The organism is Streptomyces enissocaesilis (genome assembly GCF_039533765.1).
GTDB lineage: Bacteria > Actinomycetota > Actinomycetes > Streptomycetales > Streptomycetaceae > Streptomyces > Streptomyces enissocaesilis.
In genome coordinates this window covers 24,744-49,084 of the sequence record NZ_BAAAUD010000047.1, presented here as the reverse complement: position 1 = coordinate 49,084, position 24,341 = coordinate 24,744, and the positions used below count along the sequence as shown (strand labels likewise).

The 24,341-nt window shown below is 73.5% G+C and carries 23 protein-coding genes; 7 read left to right on the top strand and 16 right to left on the bottom strand.

Annotation, left to right across the window (positions count from 1 at the left end):
* Window positions 1-58: 58 nt before the first annotated feature.
* From pcaDC to ABD374_RS22620, 6 genes are read right to left on the bottom strand one after another with little or no spacing between them, the layout of a single operon-like run.
* Complete coding sequence (gene pcaDC, locus ABD374_RS22645) at window positions 59-1,243, bottom strand: bifunctional 3-oxoadipate enol-lactonase/4-carboxymuconolactone decarboxylase PcaDC (protein WP_344497430.1); 1,185 nt, start codon at window positions 1,241-1,243, stop codon at window positions 59-61.
* Window positions 1,236-2,759: a class-II fumarase/aspartase family protein gene (locus ABD374_RS22640; RefSeq protein WP_344497429.1), complete on the bottom strand. Its 1,524-nt coding sequence runs from the start codon at window positions 2,757-2,759 to the stop codon at window positions 1,236-1,238. The genes pcaDC and ABD374_RS22640 overlap by 8 nt, the downstream gene beginning before the upstream one ends.
* Window positions 2,746-3,312 carry a protocatechuate 3,4-dioxygenase subunit alpha gene (pcaG, locus tag ABD374_RS22635; protein WP_344497428.1) on the bottom strand — a complete coding sequence of 189 codons (567 nt, stop codon included), beginning with the start codon at window positions 3,310-3,312 and terminating at the stop codon, window positions 2,746-2,748. Before pcaG ends, ABD374_RS22640 begins: the two co-directional genes overlap by 14 nt.
* Window positions 3,312-4,079 (bottom strand): protocatechuate 3,4-dioxygenase subunit beta, encoded by a 768-nt coding sequence (pcaH, locus tag ABD374_RS22630; protein WP_344497427.1) that lies wholly within the window; start codon window positions 4,077-4,079, stop codon window positions 3,312-3,314. The genes pcaG and pcaH overlap by 1 nt, the downstream gene beginning before the upstream one ends.
* Complete coding sequence (locus ABD374_RS22625; protein WP_344497426.1) at window positions 4,079-4,870, bottom strand: CoA-transferase subunit beta; 792 nt, start codon at window positions 4,868-4,870, stop codon at window positions 4,079-4,081. The genes pcaH and ABD374_RS22625 overlap by 1 nt, the downstream gene beginning before the upstream one ends.
* Window positions 4,867-5,703 (bottom strand): CoA transferase subunit A, encoded by an 837-nt coding sequence (locus ABD374_RS22620; protein ID WP_344497425.1) that lies wholly within the window; start codon window positions 5,701-5,703, stop codon window positions 4,867-4,869. Before ABD374_RS22620 ends, ABD374_RS22625 begins: the two co-directional genes overlap by 4 nt.
* Window positions 5,704-5,831: 128 nt before the next feature.
* Between ABD374_RS22620 and ABD374_RS22615 the strand changes: the two genes are divergently transcribed.
* Both ABD374_RS22615 and ABD374_RS22610 read left to right on the top strand, forming a co-directional pair.
* Entirely contained in the window at window positions 5,832-6,269 is a 438-nt protein-coding gene (locus ABD374_RS22615) for a MarR family winged helix-turn-helix transcriptional regulator (RefSeq protein ID WP_344497424.1), read from the top strand.
* Between the two features lie 144 nt (window positions 6,270-6,413).
* Complete coding sequence (locus ABD374_RS22610; protein ID WP_344497423.1) at window positions 6,414-6,824, top strand: VOC family protein; 411 nt, start codon at window positions 6,414-6,416, stop codon at window positions 6,822-6,824.
* Window positions 6,825-6,923: 99 nt separating this feature from the next.
* On the opposite strand, the gene ABD374_RS22605 is transcribed toward ABD374_RS22610, so the two are convergent.
* The 5 genes from ABD374_RS22605 to ABD374_RS22585 all read right to left on the bottom strand — a co-directional run bounded on the left by ABD374_RS22605 (window position 6,924) and on the right by ABD374_RS22585 (window position 12,602).
* Complete coding sequence (locus ABD374_RS22605; RefSeq protein ID WP_344497422.1) at window positions 6,924-7,688, bottom strand: SDR family NAD(P)-dependent oxidoreductase; 765 nt, start codon at window positions 7,686-7,688, stop codon at window positions 6,924-6,926.
* Between the two features lie 91 nt (window positions 7,689-7,779).
* A complete protein-coding gene (locus ABD374_RS22600; RefSeq protein WP_344497421.1) occupies window positions 7,780-8,364 on the bottom strand; it encodes a TetR/AcrR family transcriptional regulator in 585 nt (194 codons plus the stop codon).
* A 32-nt stretch (window positions 8,365-8,396) separates the two neighbouring features.
* Window positions 8,397-8,726: a nitrite reductase small subunit NirD gene (gene nirD, locus ABD374_RS22595; RefSeq protein WP_344497420.1), complete on the bottom strand. Its 330-nt coding sequence runs from the start codon at window positions 8,724-8,726 to the stop codon at window positions 8,397-8,399.
* Window positions 8,723-11,266, bottom strand: a complete 2,544-nt coding sequence (gene nirB / locus ABD374_RS22590; protein ID WP_344497419.1) for a nitrite reductase large subunit NirB — start codon at window positions 11,264-11,266, stop codon at window positions 8,723-8,725. The genes nirD and nirB overlap by 4 nt, the downstream gene beginning before the upstream one ends.
* Before the next feature lies 1 nt (window position 11,267).
* Window positions 11,268-12,602: an NAD(P)/FAD-dependent oxidoreductase gene (locus ABD374_RS22585; protein ID WP_344497418.1), complete on the bottom strand. Its 1,335-nt coding sequence runs from the start codon at window positions 12,600-12,602 to the stop codon at window positions 11,268-11,270.
* 698 nt (window positions 12,603-13,300) lie between these two features.
* On the opposite strand from ABD374_RS22585, the gene ABD374_RS22580 reads away from it, so the two are divergent.
* The 3 genes from ABD374_RS22580 (at window position 13,301) to ABD374_RS22570 (ending at window position 15,673) form a co-directional block, all read left to right on the top strand.
* Window positions 13,301-14,584, top strand: coding sequence for a ferredoxin reductase family protein (locus ABD374_RS22580; protein ID WP_344497417.1), 1,284 nt, complete (start codon window positions 13,301-13,303; stop codon window positions 14,582-14,584).
* Window positions 14,585-14,648: 64 nt separating this feature from the next.
* Entirely contained in the window at window positions 14,649-14,849 is a 201-nt protein-coding gene (locus tag ABD374_RS22575; RefSeq protein ID WP_344497416.1) for a hypothetical protein, read from the top strand.
* Between the two features lie 38 nt (window positions 14,850-14,887).
* Window positions 14,888-15,673, top strand: a complete 786-nt coding sequence (locus tag ABD374_RS22570; protein ID WP_344497415.1) for a sulfite exporter TauE/SafE family protein — start codon at window positions 14,888-14,890, stop codon at window positions 15,671-15,673.
* A 23-nt stretch (window positions 15,674-15,696) separates the two neighbouring features.
* Here the strand turns inward: ABD374_RS22570 and ABD374_RS22565 are convergent, their stop codons facing one another.
* The 3 genes from ABD374_RS22565 to ABD374_RS22555 all read right to left on the bottom strand — a co-directional run bounded on the left by ABD374_RS22565 (window position 15,697) and on the right by ABD374_RS22555 (window position 18,095).
* On the bottom strand, window positions 15,697-16,326 hold the full coding sequence (locus ABD374_RS22565) for a class F sortase (protein ID WP_344497414.1): 630 nt from the start codon (window positions 16,324-16,326) through the stop codon (window positions 15,697-15,699).
* 138 nt (window positions 16,327-16,464) lie between these two features.
* Window positions 16,465-17,034, bottom strand: a complete 570-nt coding sequence (locus ABD374_RS22560) for a hypothetical protein (RefSeq protein ID WP_344497413.1) — start codon at window positions 17,032-17,034, stop codon at window positions 16,465-16,467.
* A 224-nt stretch (window positions 17,035-17,258) separates the two neighbouring features.
* On the bottom strand, window positions 17,259-18,095 hold the full coding sequence (locus tag ABD374_RS22555) for an aminotransferase class IV family protein (RefSeq protein WP_344497412.1): 837 nt from the start codon (window positions 18,093-18,095) through the stop codon (window positions 17,259-17,261).
* A 265-nt stretch (window positions 18,096-18,360) separates the two neighbouring features.
* Here ABD374_RS22555 and ABD374_RS22550 point away from each other — a divergent pair, with 265 nt between their 5' ends.
* The gene (locus ABD374_RS22550) at window positions 18,361-19,005 is read left to right on the top strand and encodes an NADPH-dependent FMN reductase (protein ID WP_344497411.1); all 645 of its coding nucleotides are present in this window, start codon (window positions 18,361-18,363) and stop codon (window positions 19,003-19,005) included.
* Window positions 19,006-19,146: 141 nt separating this feature from the next.
* Here the strand turns inward: ABD374_RS22550 and ABD374_RS22545 are convergent, their stop codons facing one another.
* Complete coding sequence (locus tag ABD374_RS22545; RefSeq protein ID WP_344497410.1) at window positions 19,147-21,252, bottom strand: glycosyltransferase; 2,106 nt, start codon at window positions 21,250-21,252, stop codon at window positions 19,147-19,149.
* A gap of 373 nt (window positions 21,253-21,625) precedes the next feature.
* On the opposite strand from ABD374_RS22545, the gene cutA reads away from it, so the two are divergent.
* Window positions 21,626-21,985: a divalent-cation tolerance protein CutA gene (gene cutA / locus ABD374_RS22540; protein WP_425577304.1), complete on the top strand. Its 360-nt coding sequence runs from the start codon at window positions 21,626-21,628 to the stop codon at window positions 21,983-21,985.
* Between the two features lie 6 nt (window positions 21,986-21,991).
* Here the strand turns inward: cutA and ABD374_RS22535 are convergent, their stop codons facing one another.
* A complete protein-coding gene (locus tag ABD374_RS22535; RefSeq protein ID WP_344497408.1) occupies window positions 21,992-24,175 on the bottom strand; it encodes a molybdopterin oxidoreductase family protein in 2,184 nt (727 codons plus the stop codon).
* Window positions 24,176-24,341: the final 166 nt, after the last annotated feature.

Below are 24,341 nucleotides of genomic sequence, written 5' to 3'. Positions count from 1 at the left end.
CTCGGAACGTAAGGCTCTCGAATTGACAGTGCATCAACAACCGGTGAGCGGGAGGTGATCAGTCGTCGGAGTCGAGGTCGTCGAAGACGTCCTGCGCCACCGCGAACGCCGCGTTCGCCGCCGGGACTCCGCAGTACACCGCCGTCTGGAGCAGGACCTCGCCGATCTTCTCCCTGGTCAGACCGTTGGTCAGCGCGGCCCGTACGTGCATCGCCAGCTCCGCCTCGTGGCCGTGGGCGACGAGTGCGGTGAGCGTGACGCAGCTGCGGGTGCGCCGGTCCAGGGTGTCGTTCGTCCAGATCTCGCCCCAGGCGTAGCGCGTGATGAAGTCCTGGAAGCGGGCCGTGAACGGCGTCGTACGGTCGATCGCGCGGTCCACGTGGGCCGCGCCCAGGACGGATCTGCGCACCCGCATGCCCGCCGCGTGGCGGGAGGCGTCGGTGGCCGCGGGCGGCGGGTCCGGGGCGAAGTGGGCGAGCAGGGCGGCGGTCACCGCCTCCGGCTTCTCCACGCCCGCCAGATGGGCCGCGCCGGCGATTTCCAGCAGGCTCGCCCCGGGGATGGCGTCGGCGATCTCGCGGGCGTGCGCGGGCGGCGTGGCCGGGTCGTCGCGGCCGGCGACGACCAGGGTCGGTGCGGCGACCGTGGGGAGCGCGCCGCGCAGGTCGTACGCCGCGAGGGCGTCGCAGCAGGCCGCGTAGCCGGCCGGGTCGGCGGCCCGCAGGTCGTCGATGAGGGTGCGAGCGATCGGCGCCGTGGCGAACGCGGGAGCGAACCAGGTGCCCGGGCGGCTCGCCACCATGGCCTCGGTGCCCTGCGTACGTACGAGACCGGCGCGCTCGTGCCACGCGGCGGGGTCGCCGAACCGTGCCGACGAGCAGACCACGGCGAGGGAGGTGATCCGCTCGGGGTGGTGCGTCGCCAGGTGGAGCCCGACGGCGCCGCCGATGGAGATGCCGGCGTACGCGAACGTCTCCCAGCCCTGCCCGTCGGCCGCCCGCAGCACGAGCGCCGCGAGGTCGGCGACGGTCGCGGTGCCGTCCAGCGGGACCAGACCGGCGGGGGTGGAGCCGTGGCCCGGCAGGTCCCAGCGCAGGACGCGGTGGGTGCGGGCCAGGGCGGCGAGCTGGGGCTCCCAGACGGCGAGGGAGGTGCCCACGGAGGGGCCGAGGATCAGGGGGATGCCGGATTCCGGGCCGTCCAGGCGCAGGTGGGGGAGGGCGAGGGGGTGGGTGTCAGGCATGGGGGTGCTCCGGTTTCCGTTCCAGGGCGCGGTCCACCAGGGCCGCCGCGGAACCGGTGTAGTGCGTGGGGTCGGTGAGTTCCGCCAGCCGGTCGGGGGGGAGTGCGCCCGAGAGGGCCTCGGACAGGGGGATGCCTTCCGCGGCGGTGCGCCGTGATGCCTCGGTGAGGAGTTCCTTGGCACGGGCCCGGCCGAGGGCGGGGGCCAGGGCCGCGGCGACGCGTTCGCTGACGATCAGGCCATGGGTGAGGTCGAGGTTCTCGCGCATGCGGCGCGGGTGGACGCGGAGGTTCTCCGTCAGCTCGGCCGCGTGGGCGGCCGCGCCGCCGGCCAGGCGCAGGAGCTCGCGCAGGGGCTGCCACTCGGCGTGCCAGGCGCCCGCGGGGCGCTCGTCCCCGGCGGAGGCGAGGGAGGCGAGGAGTACGGAGGCCAGGGCGGGGGCCTGGTGGGCGGCGGAGGCGATCAGGGTGGAGCGGACCGGGTTGGCCTTGTGGGGCATGGCGGAGGAGCCGCCGCCGGCGCCTTCGGAGAGCTCGGCGATCTCGGTGCGGGAGAGGGTGAGGACGTCCGTGGCCAGTTTGCCGAGGGCCGCGCAGGTGAAGGCGAGGGCGGTGGCGAGGTCGGCGACGGGGGTGCGGAGGGTGTGCCAGGGGAGGGTGGGCGCCGCCAGGTTCAGTTCGGCGGCGTAGGCGGTGAGGAGGGCGAGGGCGGGGTCGGCGGGTACGGGGGGTGGTTCTGGCTCTGGTTCCTGGGGCAGTGCGGGCGCGGGGGCTTCGGGGCCGGTGCCGTGCCGGGGCGTCTCCTCGGGCGCCGGACGTTCGGGTACGTCGGTGTGGTCGGGGTGGTCGCGTTCGGCGCCCTGCGGGGAGTGCCCCGGCACGTCCCCTTCCGGCACCGTGCAGGCGTCAGCGGGGGCTGTCCGGCCGAAGGCGGCGAGCGTGCCTGCCGCTCCGCCCAGTTGTACGGGGAGGCGCAGGGACTGGAGGCGGTCGGTGGCGTCCATCGCCAGGGAACGCCAGCCCGCCGCCTTCAGGCCGAAGGTGGTGGGGACCGCGTGCTGGGTCAGGGTGCGGCCCGGCATGGGGGTGTCCCGGTGTTCCGCCGCCAGGGTGGTGAGGGCCGCCGCCGTGCGGGACAGGTCGGCCGTGATGAGGGGGAGCGTGCGCGCGGCCACCAGCATCGTCGCCGTGTCGACGATGTCCTGGCTCGTCGCTCCCCGGTGCACGTACGGCGCCGCTTCCGGGCCCGCCGCCGCCGTCAGGCCGGCCACCAGTGGGATCACCGGGTTGCCGCCGGACCTGGCCCGCAGTGCCAGGCCGCGTACGTCGAACCGGTCGGCCCGCGCCGCCGCCGTGACCGCCTCGCCCGCCCAGTCGGGGCCCTGCGCCCGGGTCAGCGCCGCCTCCGCGTCCAGCATCGCCTGGAGGAGGGCCACGTCACCGGTCGCGGTCTCGGCCGCGGTTCCGGCGCGTACGGGAGCGAGCAGTCCGTGGTCGGGCGCGTCAGGCGAAGTCAAGGAAGACCGTCTCCTCCCCGCCCTGGAGGCGGATGTCGAAGCGGTGGGTGCGGTCGCGGTCGGGCTCCGGTCGGGCGATCAGTGTCGCGCGGCGCTCGGGAGTCAGCGAGGCGAGCAGCGCGTCCGGTCCGTCCGCCAGGTACGCGCGCGTGAAGAGGTGATGGGTCAGGCCGCGCGCGAACACGCACACGCTGATGTACGGCGTGGACGGACCCCCCGGGGGAAGGGTGCGGACGGTGTAGTGGCCGTCCGCGTCCGTCGGGACCCGGCCGAAGCCCGTGAAGTCGACACCGTTGCGGCCGAGGAAACCGCCGGTCACGGGGTCGCGGCGCATCGACCCGGGCGCGCCGGCCAGGGAGCCGTCCGGACCCGCCTGCCAGAACTCGACGATCGCGTCCGGGACCGGCTCCCCGGCGCCGTCGTGGACGTACCCGTGCAGCGTGATCGCGTCCGTCCGGCCGGCCGGGGCGATGTCGCCGCCTCCCGGGAAGGGCAGGGCGTACCCGTAGAAGGGGCCGACGGTGTGCGAAGGGGTGGGCGGCAGGTACGGCATCAGCGGCCTTCCTCGGTCCAGGTGGCGGACGGGCCGTCCAGGACGATGTCCCAGCGGTAGCCCAGCGACCGTTCGGGGCGGGAGAGGGAGTGGTCGTACGCGGCGACGAGCCGGGCGCGCGCCGCCTCGTCCGTCACCGACTGGAGGATCGGGTCGTACGCGAGGAGCGGGTCGCCCGGGAAGTACATCTGGGTGACCAGGCGCTGCGTGAAGGCCGAGCCGAAGAGCGAGAAGTGGATGTGGGCGGGGCGCCACGCGTTCTCGTGGTTGCGCCACGGGTAGGCGCCCGGCTTGACGGTGGTGAAGCTGTACGAGCCGTCGTCGCCCGTCAGGACCCGTCCCACGCCCGTGAAGTTGGGGTCCAGGGGCGCCGGGTGCTGGTCGCGCTGGTGGGCGTACCGGCCGGAGGCGTTGGCCTGCCACAGTTCGACGAGCTGGCCGCGCACCGGCCGGCCCGCGCTGTCGAGCAGCCGCCCGGAGACGGTGATGCGCTCGCCGAGCGGCTCGCCCGCGTGCTGCCGGGTCAGGTCGTGGTCGAGTGCGGTGACGTCGGTGCGGCCGAAGACGGGGCCGGAGAGCTCGACGGTCTCGGGGTCCCCGTCCACGGCCACCAGCGGCTGCTTCGGATGGCGCAGGAGGCTGCTGCGGTACGGCGGGAAGTCGCGCGGCGGGTGGTGCGCGGCCGGGGCCCCCGCGGCGCGGGCCCTCTCGTAGCCGGTTCGGATCCCGGCGAGCTCGCCGTCGATGTCGGACTGGGTGAGAGGCATCAGACGGGGTCCTTTCCTGCGGACTTCAGGGCGCGCAGGGCGGCCAGTTCGGCGGGCGTCGGGGGCTCGGTGACCCCGACCGTGCCGGCGGTCCTCAGCTCCCAGCCGGTGGCGGCCCGTGCCTGTCCGACGGTGACGCCGGGGTGCAGTTCGGTGAGGACGAGCTCGGCGGTGGCCGGGTCGGGGCGCAGGACGCCGAGGTCGGTGATGACGGCGACCGGGCCCGCGCCCGGCATGCCCAGCTCCTTGCGGTCGCCGGGGCCGGAGCCGTGGCCGAGCGTGGTGACGAAGTCGAGCTTGCGCACGAAGTTGCGGGTGGAGTGGCGCAGCACCATCAGTACCTTGCCGCAGTTCGACGCGATCTCGGGTGCGCCGCCCGCGCCCGGAAGGCGGCCCTCCGGCTTGTCGGGGCCCCGGTCCACGACCGTCGTGTTGATGTTGGCGAAACGGTCGACCTGGGCCGCGCCGAGGAAGCCGACGTCGATCCGGCCGCCCTGGAGCCAGTAGTTGAACATCTCGGGCACGGGCACCACCGCGTCGGCGGTCTCGGCCAGTTCGCCGTCGCCGATGGAGAGCGGCAGCCGGGTCGGCTTGGAGCCGATCGTTCCCGACTCGTAGATCAGCACGAGGCCGGGGTTGACGGTGTGGCGGGCGAGGTTGGCGGCGGTGGACGGCAGTCCGATGCCGACGAAGCAGGTCCGCGCCCCGGCCAGCGCGCGGGCGGCGTTGACCTCCATCAGCTCGTCGCGGGTGAAGCCGGTGGAGCCGGTGGACTCCTCGGTGGTCGTCATCGGACGGCAGCCCCTTCGGTTCGTACGGTGTCGGTCCGCACCTGCGTGTCGAGCCACTGCGCGAACGTGTCGCGGTCCCGGGCGATCGGGTCCCACGCCTGGTAGAAGGCGTTGTCGCGCACGGTGTATCCGGTGGCGTACGACGGATGGGCGCCGCCCGGCACCACCGCGACCGCGTCGACGACCCAGGTCGGCAGGACCACGCCGCCGGGCCGGGGCGTCAGCTCGTCGACGATCTCCTCGACCGTCACCAGCACCCGGTCGGCGGCCAGCGCGGCCTCCTTCTGCACACCGGTCAGACCCCACAGCTGGACGTTTCCGTCGCGGTCGGCCTGCTGGGCGTGGATGACGGTGACGTCGGGGTTGAGCGCGGCGACGGCGGCCAGCTCCTCGCCGGTGAACGGGCAGGTGACGGAGGAGACCGTGTCCGTACGGGTGGCGAGGTCGGAGCCGCGGTAGCCGCGCAGTACGGCGAACGGCAGGCGCGACGCGCCCGCGACGTAACGGTTGGCCATGCCGGCGTGGCTGTGCTCGTCGAGCTCCAGGGGGCGGGGCCAGCCGTTCTCGACGGCGTCGCGGAAGCGGTGCAGGGAGCCGACGCCCGGATTGCCGCCCCAGGAGAAGATCAGCTTCTTCACCAGCCCGGCGCCGATCAGCTGGTCGTAGACGACGTCCGGAGTCATCCGGGCGAGGGTCAGGTCGGTGATGCCCTGGCGGATGACCTCGTGCGCCGCGGCGTACGGGATCAGGTGGGTGAAGCCCTCCATGGCGAGGGTGTCCCCGTCATGGACGAGGTCCGCCACGGCGTCGTGCAGGCTGCGTATGTCGGCCATCGTCACTCACTCCACGAGTTGCTCAGTGCACTGACTAGTTTCTCGTCGAGGCCGTACAATTCCACCGAGTTACTCCCACGTCAATGACTCAGTACACAGAGCATCACCCGCGATTGCAGGAGGCCCGCATGGCTGCGGTCGATCTGAGCACCCACCCCGGCCACCTCGCCCGGCGGCTCCAGCAGGCGCACACCCTGCTGTGGACCACGATGGTCTCGGAGGAGACCACGTCGCCGCAGTTCGCCGTGCTCAACGCGCTGGCCGGGAAGCCGGGCATCGACCAGCGCGCCCTGGGCGAGCACGTCCACCTCGACCGCTCGACCATCGCGGACCTGGTGGCGCGCCTCGGACGGCGCGGCCTGCTGGAGCGGGAGCGCGACCCGCGGGACGGCCGGCGCAGCGTGCTCAGGCTGACGGACGAGGGCGCCGCGGTGCACCGCAGGCTGGTGACCCGGACGACCCGGATGAACCGGGTGTTCCTCGCCCCCCTCGACGAGGGGGAGCGGGAGACGCTGCTGCGGCTGATCGGCCGGGTCGCGGACGCGGCGGAAGAGCTCCGCGCGTAGTCCCTCGGTTCTTCTCCGCTTCTTCTCCGCGATCTTCCGTTCGAGCGATGAGTTTCGCGTGCGGCCCGGGTCTACCCCTGCACATGGCAACGACGGCACGGCGGCGGACCCGCACCGCCGGTGAGAGAAGAGAGAACACGGCTCATGCCTCAGATGATTTTTGTGAACCTGCCGGTGAAGAACCTCGACACCACGAAGTCCTTCTTCGGCAAGCTCGGATTCTCCTTCAACCCGCAGTTCAGTGACGACAAGACCGCCTGCCTGGTGATCAGCGACACGATCTTCGCCATGCTGCTCACCGAGCCGCGCTTCAAGGAGTTCACGAAGAAGGAGATCGCGGACGCGAGCCGGACCACGGAGGTCCTGCTCGCGCTCAGCGCCGACAGCCGGGAGAAGGTCGACGAACTGGCCGACACGGCCCTCGCGTCCGGCGGTTCCCCCGCGAACGAGCCCCAGGACCACGGCTTCATGTACGGCCGTTCCTTCCAGGACCCCGACGGGCACACCTGGGAGGTCGTCTGGATGGACCCGTCGGCGGTCGCGGGCCAGGGCTGAGCGGGGCGGATCGCCCGCCGCGTCGTCCGGCGTCCAGGGCGCGGCCACGGCCTCGTGGCCGCGCCCTGCTGCCGCACGCGGCCGGGGGACCGGTGGCCGTCAGGCGGAGGCGCCCCCGTCGATGACGAGGTCGGTGCCGACGACGGACGCGGCGTCGGCGGAGGCCAGGTACAGCACGGCGGCGGCCACCTCGTCGGTCGTCGACACCCGGCCGAGCGGCGACTCGTCCTTCATGCGGACGGCTCGCTCCGCTTCGCTCTCGCCGGGCCGCAGCGACATGGCGGTGGCGGTGGCGCCCGGGCTGACCGCGTTGATCCGGACGCCGTCCTGGATGTGGTCGAGGGCGGCGGCGCGGGTCAGGGCGGAGACGGCGGCCTTGGAGGCGAGGTAACCGGCGACGCCGGGGACGCGCAGGTGGGCGCCGAGGTTGGAGGAGATGTTGACGATCGCGCCGCCGCCCTCCTGGGTGCGCATCGCGTCGATCTCGGCCTGCATCGACAGGAGTACGCCCGTGACGTTGATGTCGAGGAGCGTGCGCCAGTCGTCCTCGGACAGCTCGGCGACGGGCCCGCCGCCCCGGAAGACGCCGGCGTTGTTGACAGCGACGTCGAGGCCGCCGAAGCGCTCGACGCTCTCGCGGACGAGCGCCCTGACGTCTTCGGAGCGGCTGACGTCGGCGGTCACCGCGATCGCGCTGCCGCCCGCCTGCCGCGCCAGCGCGACGGTCTCGTCGAGGGGCGCGGCGCCGCGCCCCGCCGCGACGACGTTCGCCCCTTCGCGGGCGAAGGCGAGCGCGAGGCGGCGGCCGATACCCGAACCTGCCCCGGTGACGAGGGCGGTCCTGCCGGAGAAGCGAGCAGTCATGATCAGTCCGTCCTTTTATTGGAACGAGCATTCTGTTATTGGAGCGTAAATAGAGACGCCCCTGGGGGCGTCTCGAAACGGCGTGCGCGACTCAGCCGAGGAGCGTCAGTGCCTGCTCGGCCGCGTCCCGCACCCTGGCCGGGTCGCCGGACGCCTTGCCGACCACCCGCAGTCCCTGCATCAGTACGAGCAGCATGCGGGCGAGCGCCCGCGGATCGCGGTCCTCGGGCAGCTCGCCCTGGGCCTGTGCCCGTACGAGCGCGGAGTGCAGCAGGGTCTCCAGGTGCCCCCAGCTCGCCTCCACCCGGCGGGCCGCCGGGTCGTCGTGCGGGGCCAGCTCGGCGGCCGTGTTGGTGACGAAACAGCCGGTCAGCCGCTTCTCGTCGGAGGCGGCCTCGGCGGCGAACCGGCGCACCACCCCCCGCACGGCCGGCAGTGCGGGGCCCGGCCGGGAGAGCTCGCCGAGCAGGCGCGGGTCGTGGGAGGCGGCGTACCGGTCGAGGGCCTTCAGGTAGAGCTCGTGCTTGTTGCCGAAGGTGGCGTAGATGCTGGCGCGCCCGATGCCGAGGTGCGCGACGAGGTCCGCCATGGTCGTCGCTTCGTAACCGCGCCGCCAGAACAGCTCCAGGGCCGCCCGCAGTGCGGCGTCGGGATCGAATTCCTTGGTCCTGGCCACGCCCCGGACCCTAACCTTACTGGAACGATCGGTCAACTAACTCCGACACGTACGGGGAACGTCTGCACGGTGACGGTCTCGTCGTCCAGACAGAGGCCCGTCTCCAGGTCGAAGCGCTGCTTCAGGAGAGGCGACGCGACGAAGGGGCGGCCGTTCACGGACCCCGTCAGGCCGCGGGACAGGACCTGGGCGCCGGAGAAGGGATCACGGTTGTCGATGGCGTACGGGCGCCCCGCGCGGTCCGTGAACAGCGCCGCCTGACGGCCGTCGGGCAACAGGGCCGCCACGCCGCGCCCGGGGGTGAGGGCGGACAGTTCGCAGGCGGTGAACCAGGAGTCGTCGATGCGCAGTTGCAGGGTCATCCGGCACGGGTCCCTTCGAGGGTGAGAACGGTCAGGTCCGGCTTCATCTGGTCGCGCTCGGGAACGAACCGTACGGACGGGTCCGGCGCGTCGGGCGCGTTGACGAAGGACACGAAGCGGGACAGCCGCTCGGGGTCGTTGATCGTCTCGGCCCATTCGTCGCGATAGCCGGAGACGTGATCGGCCATCAGGGCTTCCAGCTGTTCGCAGATGCCGAGGGAGTCGTGGACGACCACGTCCCTGAGGTGGTCCAGGCCGCCCTCCAGGCGCTCCAGCCAGGTGGAGGTGCGCTCCAGGCGGTCCGCGGTGCGGATGTAGAACATCAGGAACCGGTCGATGAGACGGACGAGCTCCGCGTCCGACAGGTCCTGGGCGAGGAGATCGGCGTGACGCGGGGTCGCGCCGCCGTTGCCGCCGACGTAGAGGTTCCAGCCGTTCGCGGTGGCGATCACACCGAAGTCCTTGGACTGTGCCTCGGCGCACTCGCGCGCGCACCCGGAGACCGCCGACTTCAGCTTGTGCGGGGCGCGCAGGCCCCGGTAGCGCAGCTCCAGGTCGATGGCCATCCGGACGCTGTCCTGGACGCCGTACCGGCACCACGTCTGCCCGACACAGGACTTCACCGTCCTGAGGGCCTTGCCGTAGGCGTGACCCGACTCGAAGCCGGCGTCGACCAGACGCGTCCAGATCAGGGGGAGCTGGTCCACGCGGGCACCGAAGAGGTCGATGCGCTGGCCGCCCGTGATCTTCGTGTAGAGGCCGAAGTCGCGGGCCACCTCACCGATCACGATCAGCTTCTCGGGGGTGACCTCGCCGCCCGGGATGCGCGGCACGATCGAGTACGAGCCGTTGCGCTGCATGTTGGCGAGGAAGTGGTCGTTGGTGTCCTGGAGGGCGGCCTGCTCGCCGTCCAGGATGTAGCCGTTGCTGAGGCTGGCCAGGATCGAGCCGACCGTCGGCTTGCAGACCTCGCAGCCGTCGCCGCCGCGGGCCGCCTCGCGGCCGTGCGAGTCGAGGAGCGCGGCGTACGACGTGATGCGCAGGGTGCGGACGATCTCGTACAGCTCGGAGCGCGTGTGCGGGAAGCAGCCGCACAGGCCCTTGTCGCCGGTCTGGGGGAGCAGCTGGCCGATCAGCTTCACGCAGCTGCCGCAGCCCGTGCCCGCCTTGGTGCACTTCTTCACCTCGGGGAGCGACGAACAGGCGGTGACCTGGCCCTTGGTGACGTTGTGGCAGTTGCAGACGACCGCGTCGTCGGGGAGGGCGGACGGGCCGAGGGTGACCTGGCCGCTGCCGGCCGGGGCGATCAGCTGTTCCGGTGCGACGGGCGGCACGGAACCGGTGAGCGGCCGCAGCATCGCGTACGCGTCGGCGTCGCCGACCAGGACGCCGCCGAGGAGCCTGCCGTCCGGGCTGACCACCAGCTTCTTGTAGACGCCGGAGCGCGAGTCGGAGTACGTGACGTCCAGGCAGCCCTCCGCGTGCCCGTGCGCGTCGCCGAAGGAGGCCACGTCCACGCCGAGGAGCTTGAGCTTGGTGGACATGTCCGCGCCCGTGAACGCCCTGGGCGCGCTTTCGGCCGTTCCCGGGAGCGGCCCCGCCAGCGTTCCCGTGATCGCTTCGGCGGCCGTCTCGGCCATCTCGTAACCGGGCGCCACGAGCCCGTACACCCGGCCGTCCGAGGCCAGCGCGCACTCGCCGATCGCGAACACGGCGGGGTCGGACGTACGGCACTGCTCGTCGACCGCGATGCCGCCCCGCTCGCCGACCGGCAGACCGCAGTCGCGGGCCAGCTGGTCGCGCGGCCGTACGCCGGCCGAGAAGACGACGAGGTCCGTCTCGATCGTCGAACCGTCCGACAGGGACATGCCGTTGACGGCTCCGGCGGCGTCGGTGGTGACGGCCTGGGTGCCGACGCCCGCGTGGACCGTCAGCCCCATGCCCTCGATCGTACGGAGAAGGGCCGCGCCGCCGCCCTCGTCGACCTGGACGGGCATCAGCCGGGGGGCGAACTCCACGACGTGTGTGGCGAGTCCGAGACCGCTCAGCGCGCCCGCCGCCTCCAGGCCCAGCAGCCCGCCGCCGACGACCGCCCCCGTGCGCGCCGTCTTCGCGTACGCCTCGATCGCCAGGAGGTCCTCGATGGTGCGGTAGACGAAGCAGCCTTCCGCGTCCTTCCCGGGAACGGGCGGTACGAAGGGATACGAACCAGTGGCGAGGACGAGCGCGTCGTACGGGAACGTCCGTCCGGCGCGCGAGGTGACCGTGCGCGTCTCGCGGTCGACGGCGGTCGCCGGGTCGTCGAGATGCAGCTCGATGCCGTGCCGTTCGATGAAGCCGGGCTCGCCGAGGGCGAGATCGTCGGGGGTGCGGCCGGAGAAGTACGAGGTCAGCTGGACGCGGTCGTAAGCGGGGCGGGGCTCCTCGCACAGGACGACGATCCGCGCCCGCTCGGTGACGCCCCGCTCCGCGAGGGCCTCCAGGAAGCGCTGACCGACCATGCCGTGGCCGACGACCACGATCGTGGGGGTTGTGGACATCTCAGGCGCCTCCAAGCAGATGGAACAACGGGGTGGAGGGGAGCGGCTCGTCGCCCTCCCAGGTGCGGGCGAGTTCGCCGACGGCGCCGAGATCGCCCAGCAGGATGCCGCCGATCAGCCGGTCGCCGCGCACGACGACCTTCCGGTACGCGCCACGGGTGGCGTCGGCGAGGCGGACGACGTCGTCGCCGGGGAGTGGATTCGTCTCGCCGAAGGCGGCGAGGTCCAGCGACCCGGCGACGGCGCCGGTGCCGCCGCTGTGGAGAGTGAGCCGGGTGAGGGCACGGGTGCCGGTGTAGCGCGGCGGGGGAGCGCTCGCGGGGCCGGTGACCGCCCCGGCGGGCCCGGCGGACACCGCTGCCGCGACGGCCTCGGCGTGGCTCGCCGGCTGCGTGGGGCGCGCGGCGGCCGGGGCGAGCAGCAGCGCGGCCAGGACGTCGGCCTGTTCGAGGGCGGGGCCCGCGAGGCCGTACACACGGCCGTCGTGCTCGGCGCAGTCGCCGATGGCGCGGATGTGCGGGTCCGAGGTGCGCAGCTCGTCGTCCACGACGATGCCGTGCCGCACGTCCAGGCCCGCGGCCTGCGCGAGGCCGACCCGGGGGCGTACACCGCAGGCCAGGACGACGAGATCCGCGTCGAGGGCGTAGCCGTCGGCGAGTTCGACGGCCCGCACGGCCCCCGCCTCGCAGCGCAGGCCGCGCACCCGGCACTCCGTGTGGACCTCGACGCCCAGTGTTTCCAGATGGCCGCGCAGCAGTTCGCCGGCGGCCGGGTCGAGGTGGCGCTGCATGAGGTGTTCGCCCTGTTGGGCCAGGACTACCTGGGCGCCGCGTTCCGCGAGCGCGCGGGCCGCCGAGACACCGAGGAGGCCGCCGCCGATGACGACGGCGCGGGTGCCGGCGCGCACGGCGGCGGCGAGTGCCAGGCAGTCGTCCAGCGTACGGAAGGGGTGGACGCCGTCCGGGAGCTCGGCGCCGAGACCGCGCAACGGCGGCAGGACCGGGTTCGAACCGGTCGCGAGGACCAGCGTGCCGTACGGGACGACGCTGCCGTCGTCGCACTGCACCACGCGCTCGGCGCGGTCGATACGGACCACCCGCACCCCGCGCCGTACCGGCGTGCCGGGCAGCGCGATGACGTCGGGACCGTAGCGCCCGGCGAGGACCTCGGCGAGCAGCACCCTGTTGTACGGGGCGTGCTCCTCCTCGCCGATGACGGTGACCGCCGGTGCGGCTTCCCCCGCCGGCCCGGCCGCCGGGAGGGGCCGGCGGGTCAGCTGCCGGGCCAGCCGGGCACCTGCCGTCCCGCCGCCGATCACCACGATGTCCTTGCTCATGACCACAGCCTGCGGGGGCGGTGTTACCCGGCCGCATCCCGCCTGTTTCCCGTGGGGAACGCTGCGCTCAGCGCGTCCCGCCCCGCGCTGTGAGGGGCGGGAGGCCGGCGTGATCCCTCACTCGGGACGGGCGCCGCGGCTTAATTACCGGTCAGCCGATCCTCAAGGCGGCCTTAAGGATCATGCGCCGGCGCCTGACCAGCGCTTTCGGGAGCACGGCTGCGCCTACTTTGGCGAGCGTGACGTTCGAGGCCACCTACCCGCAGACCGACCTCCGGACCGCCCCGCGGACGGATCCGCAGCAGACACAGCAGACACAGCAGCCGCCGCGGGTGCCGCAGGTGCCGCACGAGGTGTACCCGGCGTTGTCGGCGTACCTGTCGCGGGCGGAGGGGGCCACCGGCGGGCCGGCTTCCGGTACGCGTCGCCGCCGCCGCGCGGCCGTCCCCGGGAAGGAACGGGCCGGAAGTGCGCCGTCGGCCGGCCGGGACGCTGCCAGGGCCCCCGGTCCGGGCGCACCGTGGGGTCCTCCGTCCCCGGCCCCGGGGACACTCCCGACGCCCGGGGTTCCGCCCCGCCCCCCGCGTCCCCCGGCAACGGCAGCGGCTCCCGGCCCGGCCGCCGACGGCCCCGGTCCGTATGCCGCTGCCGCCGCCGCGCCGGGCGTCGGTACGACCGTGCGTGTCGGGCCCCGGAGCATGCGGACGGGGATCGTCGCCGGGGCGGGGGCCGTCGGCGGGATGTGGGGGGTGCAGGCGGCGCCGTCCGCGCGCCTCGACGTGCTGTTCGCGACCGGCGCGCATCTCACCGGACTGCTCGCCGGCTACGGCGTCCTCGTCATGCTCCTGCTGATGGCCCGCGTCCCCGCCGTCGAGCACGGCGTGGGCGCCGACCGGCTCGCCCGCTGGCACGTCCTCGGCGGCCGGTACGTCCTGTCCCTCTGCCTCGGCCACGCCCTGCTCGCTTTCTGCGGGTACGCCGCGCACTCCGGCACCGGCCTCTTCGCCACGGTCGAGGGCCTCCTCGGGTACGGCGCGATCGCCACCGCGACGGCGGGAACGGTCCTGCTGGTGGCCGTCGGCGTCACCTCGGCCCGTGCGGTACGCCGCCGGCTCCCGCACGAGACCTGGCGCGCCGTCCACCTGCTCACCTACCTCGGTGCCGCGCTCGCCTTCGCGCACCAGCTCGTCGGCCCCGATGTCGCCGGCAGCGCGCTGACGGTCTGGCTGTGGGCGATGATGCACGCCAGCGTCGCCGTCCTCCTGGTCTGGTACCGGGGCATCGTGCCCGTACGCCAGGCCCTGCGCCACAGCCTGCGCGTCGTCGAAGTGCGGACCGAGGGGCCCGAGGTGGTGTCCGTCCTCGTGCAGGGCATCGGGGTCGACGCACTGCGCGCCGAGCCGGGGCAGTTCTTCCGCTGGCGGTTCCTCCAGCGCAGGATCTGGCACACCGCGCTGCCGTTCTCGCTGTCGGCACCCGTACGCGACGACATCCTGCGCGTCACGGTCAAGGCGGCCGGTGACCACACCCGCCGTATCCGCCGCCTCAGGCCGGGGACGCGCGTCCTGGCCACCGGCCCGTTCGGCGCCCTGACCGCGCACAGGCGCACGTGCCGCAAGGTGCTGCTGCTCGCGGGCGGCGTCGGCATCACACCCCTGCGCGCGCTCTTCGAGACGCTGCCCGGCGGCCCCGGCGACATCACCCTCCTCTACCGGGCCCACAACGCGGACCAGCTGGTCCTCAAGGAGGAACTGGAGGAGATCGCCAGGACCCGCAGGGCGGGACTGCACTACCTCCTCGGCCCGTCCGGCGCGGTCTTCGACCCGCTCGCCCCCGAGGCGCTGCGCGCCCTCGTCCCCGACATCGCCGGACACGACGTCTACCTGTGCGGTCCGCCCCGCATGGCCGAAACCGCCGTGGCCGCACTGACCAGGGCCGGCGTACCCGCCGAACGCATCCATTCCGAGTACTTCAGCTTCTGATCGCTTCAGCTTCTGATCACGTCGGCTTCTTATTACTTCGAGTTCCGAATCCCGAGGACCCTTGATGGCCCGTCACCGCAGACCCCTCCCCGCCGCCCCCGGCCCCACGGACCGCGCCCGCAGGCAGCTCGCCGCCGGTCTGTTCGGCGTGAGCGCGCTCGCCGCGACGTTCCTCTCGGTCACCGTCGCCCCGGCGGCCCCGGCCGCCCCCGACCGGGCGCCCTCCGCCGGAACCTCAGATGTCGCTCAACTCTCCGGGGGCTGACGGGTGCTGCACCCGCCCCCTCCCTTAAGGTCGCGATCATGCCCGACATATCGCTGACCACGCTGGTTGTCCTGTGCCTCGCCGCGGCCGCGGCCGGCTGGATCGACGCGGTGGTGGGCGGGGGAGGGCTGCTGCTCCTGCCGGCCCTGCTGCTCGGGCTGCCGCAGGTACCCGCCGCGCACATCCTCGGCACCAACAAGGCAGTGGCCATCGTCGGCACTTCGGGCGCGGCCGTGACGTACCTCCGCAAGACACCGGTGGAGGTGGGGACGGCGGTACGGATCGGGCTCACGGCCCTCGCCGGCTCCATGGCCGGCGCGTTCTTCGCCGCCGGGATCAGCAGCGACGTACTGCGCCCGGTCATCATGGTGGCGCTGCTCGCTGTCGCGGCCTTCGTGCTCCTGCGCCCCTCCTTCGGCCGCGCCGCCGCCGCAGGGGCGAAGGCGCCGGTCACCCGGGCCCGTACGGCCACCGCGATCGTCCTCGTCGGCGGCGGCATCGGCTTCTACGACGGCCTCTTCGGACCCGGCACCGGTACGTTCCTGGTACTGGCACTCACCGCCGTGCTCCACCTCGACCTGGTCACCGCCTCCGCCAACGCCAAGATCGTCAACGTCTGCACCAACGCCGGCGCGCTCGCGATGTTCGCGTACCAGGGAACGGTGCTGTGGCAGCTCGCCGCGCTCATGGCGCTCTTCAACCTGGCGGGCGCGACGGCGGGCGCGCGGATGGCGCTCAGGAAGGGCAGCGCGTTCGTGCGCGGGGTGCTGCTGGTGGTGGTGTTCTCGCTGGTCGCGAAGCTGGCGTTCGACCAGTGGAGCTAGGGCGCCGGGTCACCGGGTCAGGTTCAGCGCACCGCCGTGAGGTGCGCGTACGCCACCACGTTCCCCCGGTAGCCGGTCTTCTCCGAGAAGGCGCCGCCGCAGGTGATGACCCGCAGCTCGGCCCGGCGGGAGGCCCCGTACACCCGCTGCTCGGGGAAGTCCTCGTTGTCGTACACCTCGATGGCGTCGATCGTGAAGACGGCGGTGTGCCCGTCCCTGCGGTCCACCTCGACGGTGTGGCCCTTCTTCAGCGCACCGAGGTAGTAGAAGACGGCCGGTCCCCGCGCGTTGTCGACGTGCCCGACGACGAGCGACGTGCCCTCGGCGCCCGGCGGGGTGCCGTCCTTGTACCAGCCGGCGACATTGCGGTGCGCGGCCGGCGGTACGTCGAGACTCCCGTCGGGACCCAGCCCCAGGCGCATGACGGGTGCGTCCACCCGGACCGCGGGTATCCGGATCCGTACGGGCTCGGAGGGCCGCAGCGGTTCCGCCGGCGGGACCGCGCTCCTCGCGACGTGCTGGGACCCGGCGGTGAACGCCTCGGCGGGCGACGGCTGGGGCGGGTCCTGCCCTTCGACGCCGTTCTGGATCAGCCACAGCCCGGTGCAGACGGCGATGGCGACGAGCCCGCCCTTCGTGCGCCGGTCCGTCATCGGTGATCGCCCTCCAGTCCAGAGTCGTCGGCCCGCCGGCCCGTCGGGGCGTGCGCCCCGCGTGCCCCCGCCCGGCTCGGGGACGGGGCGGAGGCACGGGGAACTCCGGCGGTGCGGGCGGCAGCGGAAGCCGGCCCGTCAGCTGTCCCGCGTGCCTCTCGCCCGGCGACGCAGGAGCCAGGTACCGCCGACGGCGGTCGCGGCCAGGACGGCCGCACCCGCCGCGATCTGGGTGGTGTCCGAGCCGGTGGACCCGCCGACACCGGTCTTGACGTGCCCCTTGGGGTGGGCGGGCGGGTGAGCCGGGGGATGTGCGGGGTGCGTGGGGTGTGCGGGGTCGGGAGTGGAACCGGCGGTCACGGTCAGGGTCCCCTGGGCGGTGTTGCCGTTGTCGCAGGCCACCGCGATGTCGTAGGTCCCGGGCAGGGAGTCCGCCGGGATCTTGAACTGCCCGGTGACGACCTCTTCGTGCGTGGCGGGCCGGAGCGGGAAGTCGCCCGCGTCCAGGGCGTTGGCGTCGCCCGTGCCGCCGCTGTCGGAGCCGCAGGCGGTGGTGTTCACCGTGATGGTGGTGCCGGGGCCCGCGCTCGCCGGGTACACCTCCAGCATGTGCTCCTGAGCGTCGTTCCCGGCGTACGCCGGACCTGCGCCGGGGCCGGACACGGCGGCCACCAGTGCGGTGCCGGCCAGCAGAAGTGCAGGGCGCATGGTGATCCTCCCGGACGCGTCGGTACGGCACTGCCCCCGAGACAACCAGCGGTACGCACCCGGCGCCTGCTGACGGTACGTCAGGTCGACTGCCCCGTCCCGGGCGCCACGTCCTGCGTGCGGGGCGTTCGTCCAGGTCAGTGCCGGGGTGGCGGGAAGCCGGGCGGTCCGTCCCGCGCTGCGCCCCGAACGGGTGACGGGGCGCCGGCCGGCGGGGCCACGTCTCAGACGCGGTCCCAGGGCGTCGCCTCGTACACCGCCACGACCGTCCTCATCAGTTCCTCGTCGACCGTGAACTCCACGTCGTCGATGCGCCGCACCGGGGCGATGCCCTGCGAGTTCGTGACGAACGCGGCCCGGTAGCCGGCGAGGCCGTCCAGCGTCACCGGTCCCCGTACCGACGGCAGGCCGCCGGACTCCGGGAGACGGGTTTCGAGCAGGGCCATGGTGATGCCGTGCAGTGACGGCGCGTCGGGCCAGACGACCGAAGTGCCGTCGTGGAAGGCGATGTTGGTGATCGCCCCCTCCGTGACCACCCCGCCCGGTCCGGTCAGCAGCGCGTCGTCGAAGCCCGCGCGCCGCGCGATGTGGCCGTAGTGGGTCTGGGCGAAGCCACCCAGGTGCTTGATGTGCGGGAAGGGGCGTGCGTACGGGACGGACATCAGGGCCTGCGGTGCCGGAGGCATGGTGGCGGGCGGGCGGACGGTGACCATCAGGGTGGCGGCCTCCGCCTCGGGGGCCCGGAACACGTACACCCGCACCGCGCCGTCCCGGACCCCGGCCCCGTCGAGCGCGTGCCGCACCCGCTCGCGCACCAGCTCCCCGTCGAGTCCGGCGCCGAACACCTCCTGGGTGGCGGCGTCGAGCCGCGCGAGGTGCAGGGGGAGTCCGCGCACCCGGCCGTCTCTGACCTGCATCGCGGTGAAGTGCGCGTAACCGCCGTACAGGGTGGGGACCAGGAGGTCGTCCGCCGTGGCCGCCCTGCGGCCGTCGATCTCGATGTGGGGCGCGGCGGAGGTGGGAGGTGGGGGAGGTGCGGGAGACGTGGCGGGTGTGGTCATGCGCCCACCGTAGAGGCGACGCGGCGGAGCCTGTCACGGATGCGGCGACGCTGGTCTTCCGCCGTGCGGAGGCCGGCAATCAGCCCTTCACGCTCGTATGAGCGCAGGGCGCAGGGCGCAGGGCGCAGGGTGGAGGGCGGTGGGCGCCACGCCGCTGCGCGCGGCCGGCTCACCGGCGGTGGCTTCCTTCGTGTTCCGGGTGAGGGGGGACATGGTGACAGGAGTGGCTTGACCTCAACCATGGTTGACGTACGAGTCTTTGCGCATGGACATCACCACGCATGAATCCGCCCAGGTCAGCCCCCACGACGCCGCCGCGGTCCCCGCATCCGGACGGCCGCTGCGTGTCGCCGTCGTCGTGGCGAGCAACCGCGAGGGCCGCTTCGCCCCCGTCATCGCCGACTGGTTCGTCTCCCGGGCCGCCGCACACGACGACCTCGACGTCGATGTGATCGACCTGGCCGGCATCGACCTGCCGACCACTCTCTCCCGCGACCCGTCCGACGCGACCAAGGCCGTACTCGCACAGGTCTCCCCGCGCCTCGCCGCCGCCGACGCCTTCGTCGTCCTCACCCCCGAGTACAACCACTCCTTCCCCGCCTCCCTCAAGAACCTCATCGACTGGCACGGCAGCGAATGGCACGCCAAGCCCGTCGGCTTCGTCTCCTACGGCGGGATGTCGGGCGGCCTGCGCGCCGTCGAGCAGCTGCGCCAGGTCTTCGCCGAGATGCACGCCACCACCATCCGCGAGACCGTCAGCTTCCACGGGCCCTGGGGCCAGTTCGACGAGGACGGGCAGCACAAGGACCCGGCCGCCGCCGACAGCGCCGCCAAGGCCCTGCTCAACCAGCTCACCTGGTGGGCCCACGCCCTGCGCGACGCCAAGTCCGTCCGTCCGTACGCCGGCTGAGTCCGGTGACACGCCCGACATCGCGTACGGCGTCGCCGGAGAGGTATCGCCGGAGTCGGGTCGTGCGAGCGGGTCGTCGAGGCGGCGACGGCGGCCTGGGCGCGGGTACGGGGGCGGGGCGGGGGCGTTCGTGCGTTCGGCTCAGCGCGCCCCGCCGGCGGAGGGCGCCGTTTGCGCGGCGGCCTCCGGGGGGAGGGTGCGGGCGCTGAGGGCGAGGTCGTTGTTGACGGTGAAGTAGGGGCGCAGCCGCACCGTTTCCGGTCCGGGGCGGCGGGTCTCGGTGGCGGGCAGGACGTCGGTCTTCTTGCGGTGGACGGTGTCCCCGGCGATGCGGGACAGCCGCACCGGGGGCTCGTGGCCGGCCGGGTGGAGGGCGAGGTCCCACATGGTGTGCTCGCCGGTGTGGCCGGCCAGGGCTTCGGGATAGGGGAGCGTGCAGGCGAACCGGTTGCCGGGCAGGGGGGTGAGCGGCCGGCCGAAGCCGCCGTCCGTCGCTGTCCCGTTGCGGGGGGTGGCCGCCACCGTGGCGTCCGGGCCGGCTTCCAGGCCGTGCAGGCGTCCGGTGATGTGCACGGCCTGGTCGACGACCTGGACGCTCTCCACCTCGGCGTGTCCCTCGCGCAGCCAGGTCCGGACGCTGAGGTTGCCCTCCTCGGTGGGGTAGGGGATCCATGCCGAGACGGTGCCCTCGTGGGCCCGGAGCGGCAGGGGGAGCAGCCGGGCCTGTTCGACGGTGAGGGCGGCCGCGCGCCGCTCCTTGCCCCGGGGCGGGGCGATGTAGGCGTCCCAGCGGCCCTCGGCGAGTGTGTGCGCGGTCCGCTCCAGGGTGGCCTGTCCGGCGGGGGAGAGCGGGAGCCGCACGGTGCGCTTGTCCGGGTCCTTGCGCAGCCTGAGCAGCAGCTCCAGGTCTCCCCCGGGTGCTCCGTCGACGTCCACCTGGAAGCGGATCCCGCCGTCCGCGGTGGCCGCGGCTGCCGCGCGGGGCGCCCAGGGGGCGGACCGCGGGGTGGTGCGGGGCGCCTGGCGGCGCGGGAGGCGCAGGGCCGTCACGGCGGCACGGAGCCGCTGCCCCAACGGGGCCACCTGGCCGTCCGGGCCGCGCAGCTCGTCGAAGAGGTCGAGGTAGCGGGCGCAGACCCGGGCGGGGGCGTAGCGGGCGGCCTTCTCGCGGGCGGCGTCGGCCATGGCGCCGCGCCGCCCGGCATCCTGCATGAGCGCGGAGAGCGCGCGGGCGAAGGCGTCGGAGCCCTCCTCCAGCGGGACGAGCACACCGTCCCGGCCGTCGCTGATGATCTCCCCGGGGCCGTGCGGGCAGTCGGTGGCCACGACCGGCACGCCGCAGTGCATGGCCTCGACGATGGTCATGCCGAAGGACTCGCCGTCGGAGGAGACGGCGGCGATGGCCCCCTTGGCCCACTCCGGCTCGATGGGGGAGACCGCCCCCATCAGCCGCACCCGGTCGTAGAGCCCCAGCTTGTCGATCCGCTTGCGCAGGAACGGCTTCTGCGGTCCGCGCCCGTAGATGCGCAGGGACCAGTCGGGGTGCTGCGGGGCGATCTTGGCGAAGGCGTCCAGCAGCCGGTCGTAGCGCTTGATCCCCACCAGCCGCCCGGCGGCGACGATGGTGCGCGAGTCTCCGGTGGAGGGTTCGACACCCGGTGCGGGGACGCTGTTGGGTACGCACAGGATGCGGGTGGACACCTGGGGCAGGGCGGCGCGGTAGCGGGCGGCGTCCGCCTCCGAGACGGTCACGAAGGCGTCCAGCCCGGCGAGAGCGTCGTTCTGGTCCTCGCGCAGCTGGTCGCTGTGCATGTCGAAGGTCAGGTGCTCCTGGCCGATGCGCAGATAGCGCCGCTCGCCGTAGCGGGACAGGTAGCCGTTGAGGATCGGGCGGGTGGCGATGACGACGTCGGCGTCCGTCGCCCGGAGGTAGGCGGTGACGCGCTCGTCGGTCAGCCGGCTGGGAGCGAGCGGTCCGTACTGCACGCCGTCGTCGGTGAACATGGCGCTGGGTTCGGCCGCCCCGGCGGACCCTCCCGCGTAGTCGGGAGCGTCTCGGCGCCATTCGATCAGGGGCCGCAGGCGCACGCCGGGACCCAGCTGGAGACTGGTCGTCTCCTGGGTGCGGTAGACGGAGACGACCTCCACCTCGTGGCCGGCCTCGGCCAGCGCGCCACTGAGATTGACCGTGGAGCGAATGGTCCCGCCGATCCCGTAGGCGTTGTAGATCAAAAACGCGATCTTCATGCTGTTCCCTGTCCCCTTGTGGCCGGCACGCTTTCCCCGTGACCGGTATCCGGCCTGCCCGGCCGGAGGCGCGAGGTACAGACCAATCTGTGACTCAGATCCAGCGGGTGCCGGGAAGGTTGCTCCAGGAAACCTGATTGTGTGTCACGTCACACACGAGTCGCCCGGTGGGGCGTCCCGCCGACGGGGGCCGCTGATCGTGCGGCCGCGGGCTGTGCGCCGACAGCGGGGGTGGCTGCCGCATGGGGGCCGGGCGCGGGGGGAAACTGCTCTGGTTCGCTCCGGGGCCGCCCCGAGAGGGACGCCCCTGCGCGGCCCGCCCGACTGACCGGCTGACCGGCCGGCCCGGGCCGGCCCCGGCATAAAACCATCCATGAGGAGAACGCCCGTGACAGTGGCCGAATGGCTGAGCGTACTGACCACGACCGACAGCCGCGAGAAGGCGCTGGAGCTCGCGCGTGGTGCCGTCGACGCGCGTCTGGCGGCCTGTGCGCAGGTCAGCGGGCCCGTGGCCTCCGTCTACTGGTGGGAGGGGGCGACCGAGACCGCCGAGGAGTGGCAGGTGGTCTTCAAGACGGCGGGTGCGCGGTACGCCGATCTGGAGGCGCACCTCAAGGCCGCGCACGACTACGAGACGCCCGAGATCATCGCCACGGCCATCGTCCGCGGCAGTGCGGAGTACCTGGCCTGGGTGGGGGAGGAGACCGCCGGCCCGGAGAACGCCGGCCCCTGACCCCGCTCAGTCCTGCGCGCGCTCGATCCGTACCGCGCACACCTTGAACTCCGGCATACGCGACGTCGGGTCCAGCGCCGGATTCGTCAGGGTGTTGGCCCGGCCCTCGCCCGGCCAGTGGAACGGCATGAAGACCGTGTCCGAGCGGATCGAGTCCGTGATCCTGGCCGGAGCCACCGCCCGCCCGCGCCGTGACACCACCGACAGCCGGTCGCCCTCCGACACGCCCAGGCGCTGCGCGAGCCGTGGATGCAGCTCCACGAACGGGCCGGGCGCCGCCGCGTTCAGCTCGTCGACGCGGCGGGTCTGGGCGCCGGACTGGTACTGGGCGACGACCCGGCCGGTCGTGAGGAGCACCGGGTACTCGGCGTCCGGTTCCTCGGCCGCCGGCCGGTGGGTGACGGGGACGAAGCGGGCGCGCCCGTCCTCCGTCGCGAAGCGGTCGAGGAAGAGCCGGGGCGTACCGGGGTGGTCGTCACCAGGAGCCGCGTGAGCCGCAGGAACCGCGTGAGCCGTGGAATCGGTGGGAGCCGTGGAAGACGCGGGAGCCCCCTCCGGGCAGGGCCAGAAGACGCCGTCCTCCTCGGCGATACGGCGGTACGAGATGCCGGAGTAGTCGGCGGGGCCGCCCGCCGAGGCCCGGCGCAGTTCGGCGAAGACCTCCTCGGGGTCGACCGGGAAGCCCTTCTCGTGGCCGAGCAGGGCGGCCAGCGAGTGCAGGACCTCCAGGTCCGTCCGTACGCCCGGCGGCGGGTCGACCGCCTTGCGGCGCAGCAGCACCCGGCCCTCCAGGTTCGTCGTCGTGCCCGTCTCCTCCGCCCACTGGGTGACCGGAAGGACGACGTCCGCGAGCGCCGCCGTCTCGGACAGGACCACGTCCGCCACCGCGAGGAAGTCCAGGGAGCGCAGGCGCTCCTCGATGTGGGCGGCGCGGGGCGCGGAGACGACCGGGTTCGAGCCCATCAGCAGGAGGGACTTGATGTCGCCGCCGAGCGCGTCGAGGAGCTCGTACGCGCTGCGGCCCGGGCCCGGCAGGCTGTCGGGGTCCACACCCCACACCCCGGCGACGTGCTCGCGCGCGGCCGGGTCGGTGAGCTTGCGGTAGCCGGGCAGCTGGTCGGCCTTCTGGCCGTGCTCGCGGCCGCCCTGGCCGTTGCCCTGGCCGGTGAGGCAGCCGTAACCGGACAGGGGGCGGCCCGCACGGCCCGTGGCGAGGCACAGGTTGATCCAGGCGCCGACGGTGTCGGTGCCCTTGGACTGCTGCTCGGGACCGCGCGCGGTGAGGACCATGCCGGCCGGCGCGTCGCAGAACATCCGTACCGCGTCGCGCAGCTGGGGGACGGGGACGCCGGTGATGCGTTCGACGAGCTCGGGCCAGTGCGCCATCGCGGCCGCCCGCGCCTCGTCCCAGCCGGCCGTGCGGTCCTGGACGAAGGACTCGTCCGTACGGCCTTCGGACACGACGATGTGCAGCAGCCCCAGCGCGAGCGCCAGATCGGTGCCGGGGCGGGGCGCGAGATGGAGGTCGGCCTGTTCGGCGGTGCGGGTGCGGCGCGGGTCGACGACGATGAGCGTGCCGCCGTTCTCCTTCAGCTCCGTGAGGTAGCGCAGCGCGGGCGGCATCGTCTCGGCGAGGTTGGACCCGACGAGGATCACGCAGCCGGTGCGCGGGATGTCCTCCAGCGGGAAGGGCAGGCCGCGGTCGAGGCCGAAGGCCTTCTGGTGGGCGGCGGCGGCGGACGACATGCAGAAGCGGCCGTTGTAGTCGATCTGCGAGGTGGCCAGGACCACGCGGGCGAACTTGCCGAGCGCGTACGCCTTCTCGTTGGTGAGCCCGCCGCCACCGAAGACCCCGACGGCGTCCGGGCCGTACCCCCGTTGTGTACGGCCGAGCCCCTCCGCGATCTTCACGAGGGCCTCCTCCCAGGTGGCCGGCTCCAGCCTGCCGGTGGCGGGGCGGCGGACCAGCGGCTCGGTCAGGCGCACCCGGGAAGAGAGCACCGCGGGCGCGGTACGGCCCTTGCCGCACAGCGCGCCCCGGTTCACGGGGAAGTCCGTGCGCTCGACGACTTCCACCACGTCGCCGCCCGCCGCGGCGCGCAGGTTCATGCCGCACTGGAGCGCGCAGTACGGGCAGTGGGTGGGGGTCGACGGCGGGGCGGCGGCCGGAGCGGGGGAGGTGCGGGGCATGCCGTCAGCATGCGACGGCGGTGTTACGGCGACGGGCGCCCGGTGTTACGCCCCCGGTACGCCCGGCTCCGCCCGGCCCCGGCCGCCCGGTGAGGCGGCATGAGGGGGCCGGGCCGGCGTGGCGGTGTCAGGAGGCCGTCGGTCACGCGGCGCGCCTGGTCCACGG

Coding starts and splice junctions, on each gene's coding strand:
- pcaDC (WP_344497430.1), bottom strand. CDS start 1,243: ATGCCTGACACCCACCCCCTCGCCCTCCCCCACCTGCGCCTGGACGGC.
- pcaG (WP_344497428.1), bottom strand. CDS start 3,312: ATGCCGTACCTGCCGCCCACCCCTTCGCACACCGTCGGCCCCTTCTAC.
- pcaH (WP_344497427.1), bottom strand. CDS start 4,079: ATGCCTCTCACCCAGTCCGACATCGACGGCGAGCTCGCCGGGATCCGA.
- ABD374_RS22625 (WP_344497426.1), bottom strand. CDS start 4,870: ATGACGACCACCGAGGAGTCCACCGGCTCCACCGGCTTCACCCGCGAC.
- ABD374_RS22620 (WP_344497425.1), bottom strand. CDS start 5,703: ATGGCCGACATACGCAGCCTGCACGACGCCGTGGCGGACCTCGTCCAT.
- ABD374_RS22615 (WP_344497424.1), top strand. CDS start 5,832: ATGGCTGCGGTCGATCTGAGCACCCACCCCGGCCACCTCGCCCGGCGG.
- ABD374_RS22610 (WP_344497423.1), top strand. CDS start 6,414: ATGCCTCAGATGATTTTTGTGAACCTGCCGGTGAAGAACCTCGACACC.
- ABD374_RS22605 (WP_344497422.1), bottom strand. CDS start 7,688: ATGACTGCTCGCTTCTCCGGCAGGACCGCCCTCGTCACCGGGGCAGGT.
- nirD (WP_344497420.1), bottom strand. CDS start 8,726: ATGACCCTGCAACTGCGCATCGACGACTCCTGGTTCACCGCCTGCGAA.
- nirB (WP_344497419.1), bottom strand. CDS start 11,266: ATGTCCACAACCCCCACGATCGTGGTCGTCGGCCACGGCATGGTCGGT.
- ABD374_RS22585 (WP_344497418.1), bottom strand. CDS start 12,602: ATGAGCAAGGACATCGTGGTGATCGGCGGCGGGACGGCAGGTGCCCGG.
- ABD374_RS22580 (WP_344497417.1), top strand. CDS start 13,301: ATGCGGACGGGGATCGTCGCCGGGGCGGGGGCCGTCGGCGGGATGTGG.
- ABD374_RS22575 (WP_344497416.1), top strand. CDS start 14,649: ATGGCCCGTCACCGCAGACCCCTCCCCGCCGCCCCCGGCCCCACGGAC.
- ABD374_RS22570 (WP_344497415.1), top strand. CDS start 14,888: ATGCCCGACATATCGCTGACCACGCTGGTTGTCCTGTGCCTCGCCGCG.
- ABD374_RS22565 (WP_344497414.1), bottom strand. CDS start 16,326: ATGACGGACCGGCGCACGAAGGGCGGGCTCGTCGCCATCGCCGTCTGC.
- ABD374_RS22560 (WP_344497413.1), bottom strand. CDS start 17,034: ATGCGCCCTGCACTTCTGCTGGCCGGCACCGCACTGGTGGCCGCCGTG.
- ABD374_RS22555 (WP_344497412.1), bottom strand. CDS start 18,095: ATGACCACACCCGCCACGTCTCCCGCACCTCCCCCACCTCCCACCTCC.
- ABD374_RS22550 (WP_344497411.1), top strand. CDS start 18,361: ATGGACATCACCACGCATGAATCCGCCCAGGTCAGCCCCCACGACGCC.
- ABD374_RS22545 (WP_344497410.1), bottom strand. CDS start 21,252: ATGAAGATCGCGTTTTTGATCTACAACGCCTACGGGATCGGCGGGACC.
- cutA (WP_425577304.1), top strand. CDS start 21,626: ATGAGGAGAACGCCCGTGACAGTGGCCGAATGGCTGAGCGTACTGACC.
- ABD374_RS22535 (WP_344497408.1), bottom strand. CDS start 24,175: ATGCCCCGCACCTCCCCCGCTCCGGCCGCCGCCCCGCCGTCGACCCCC.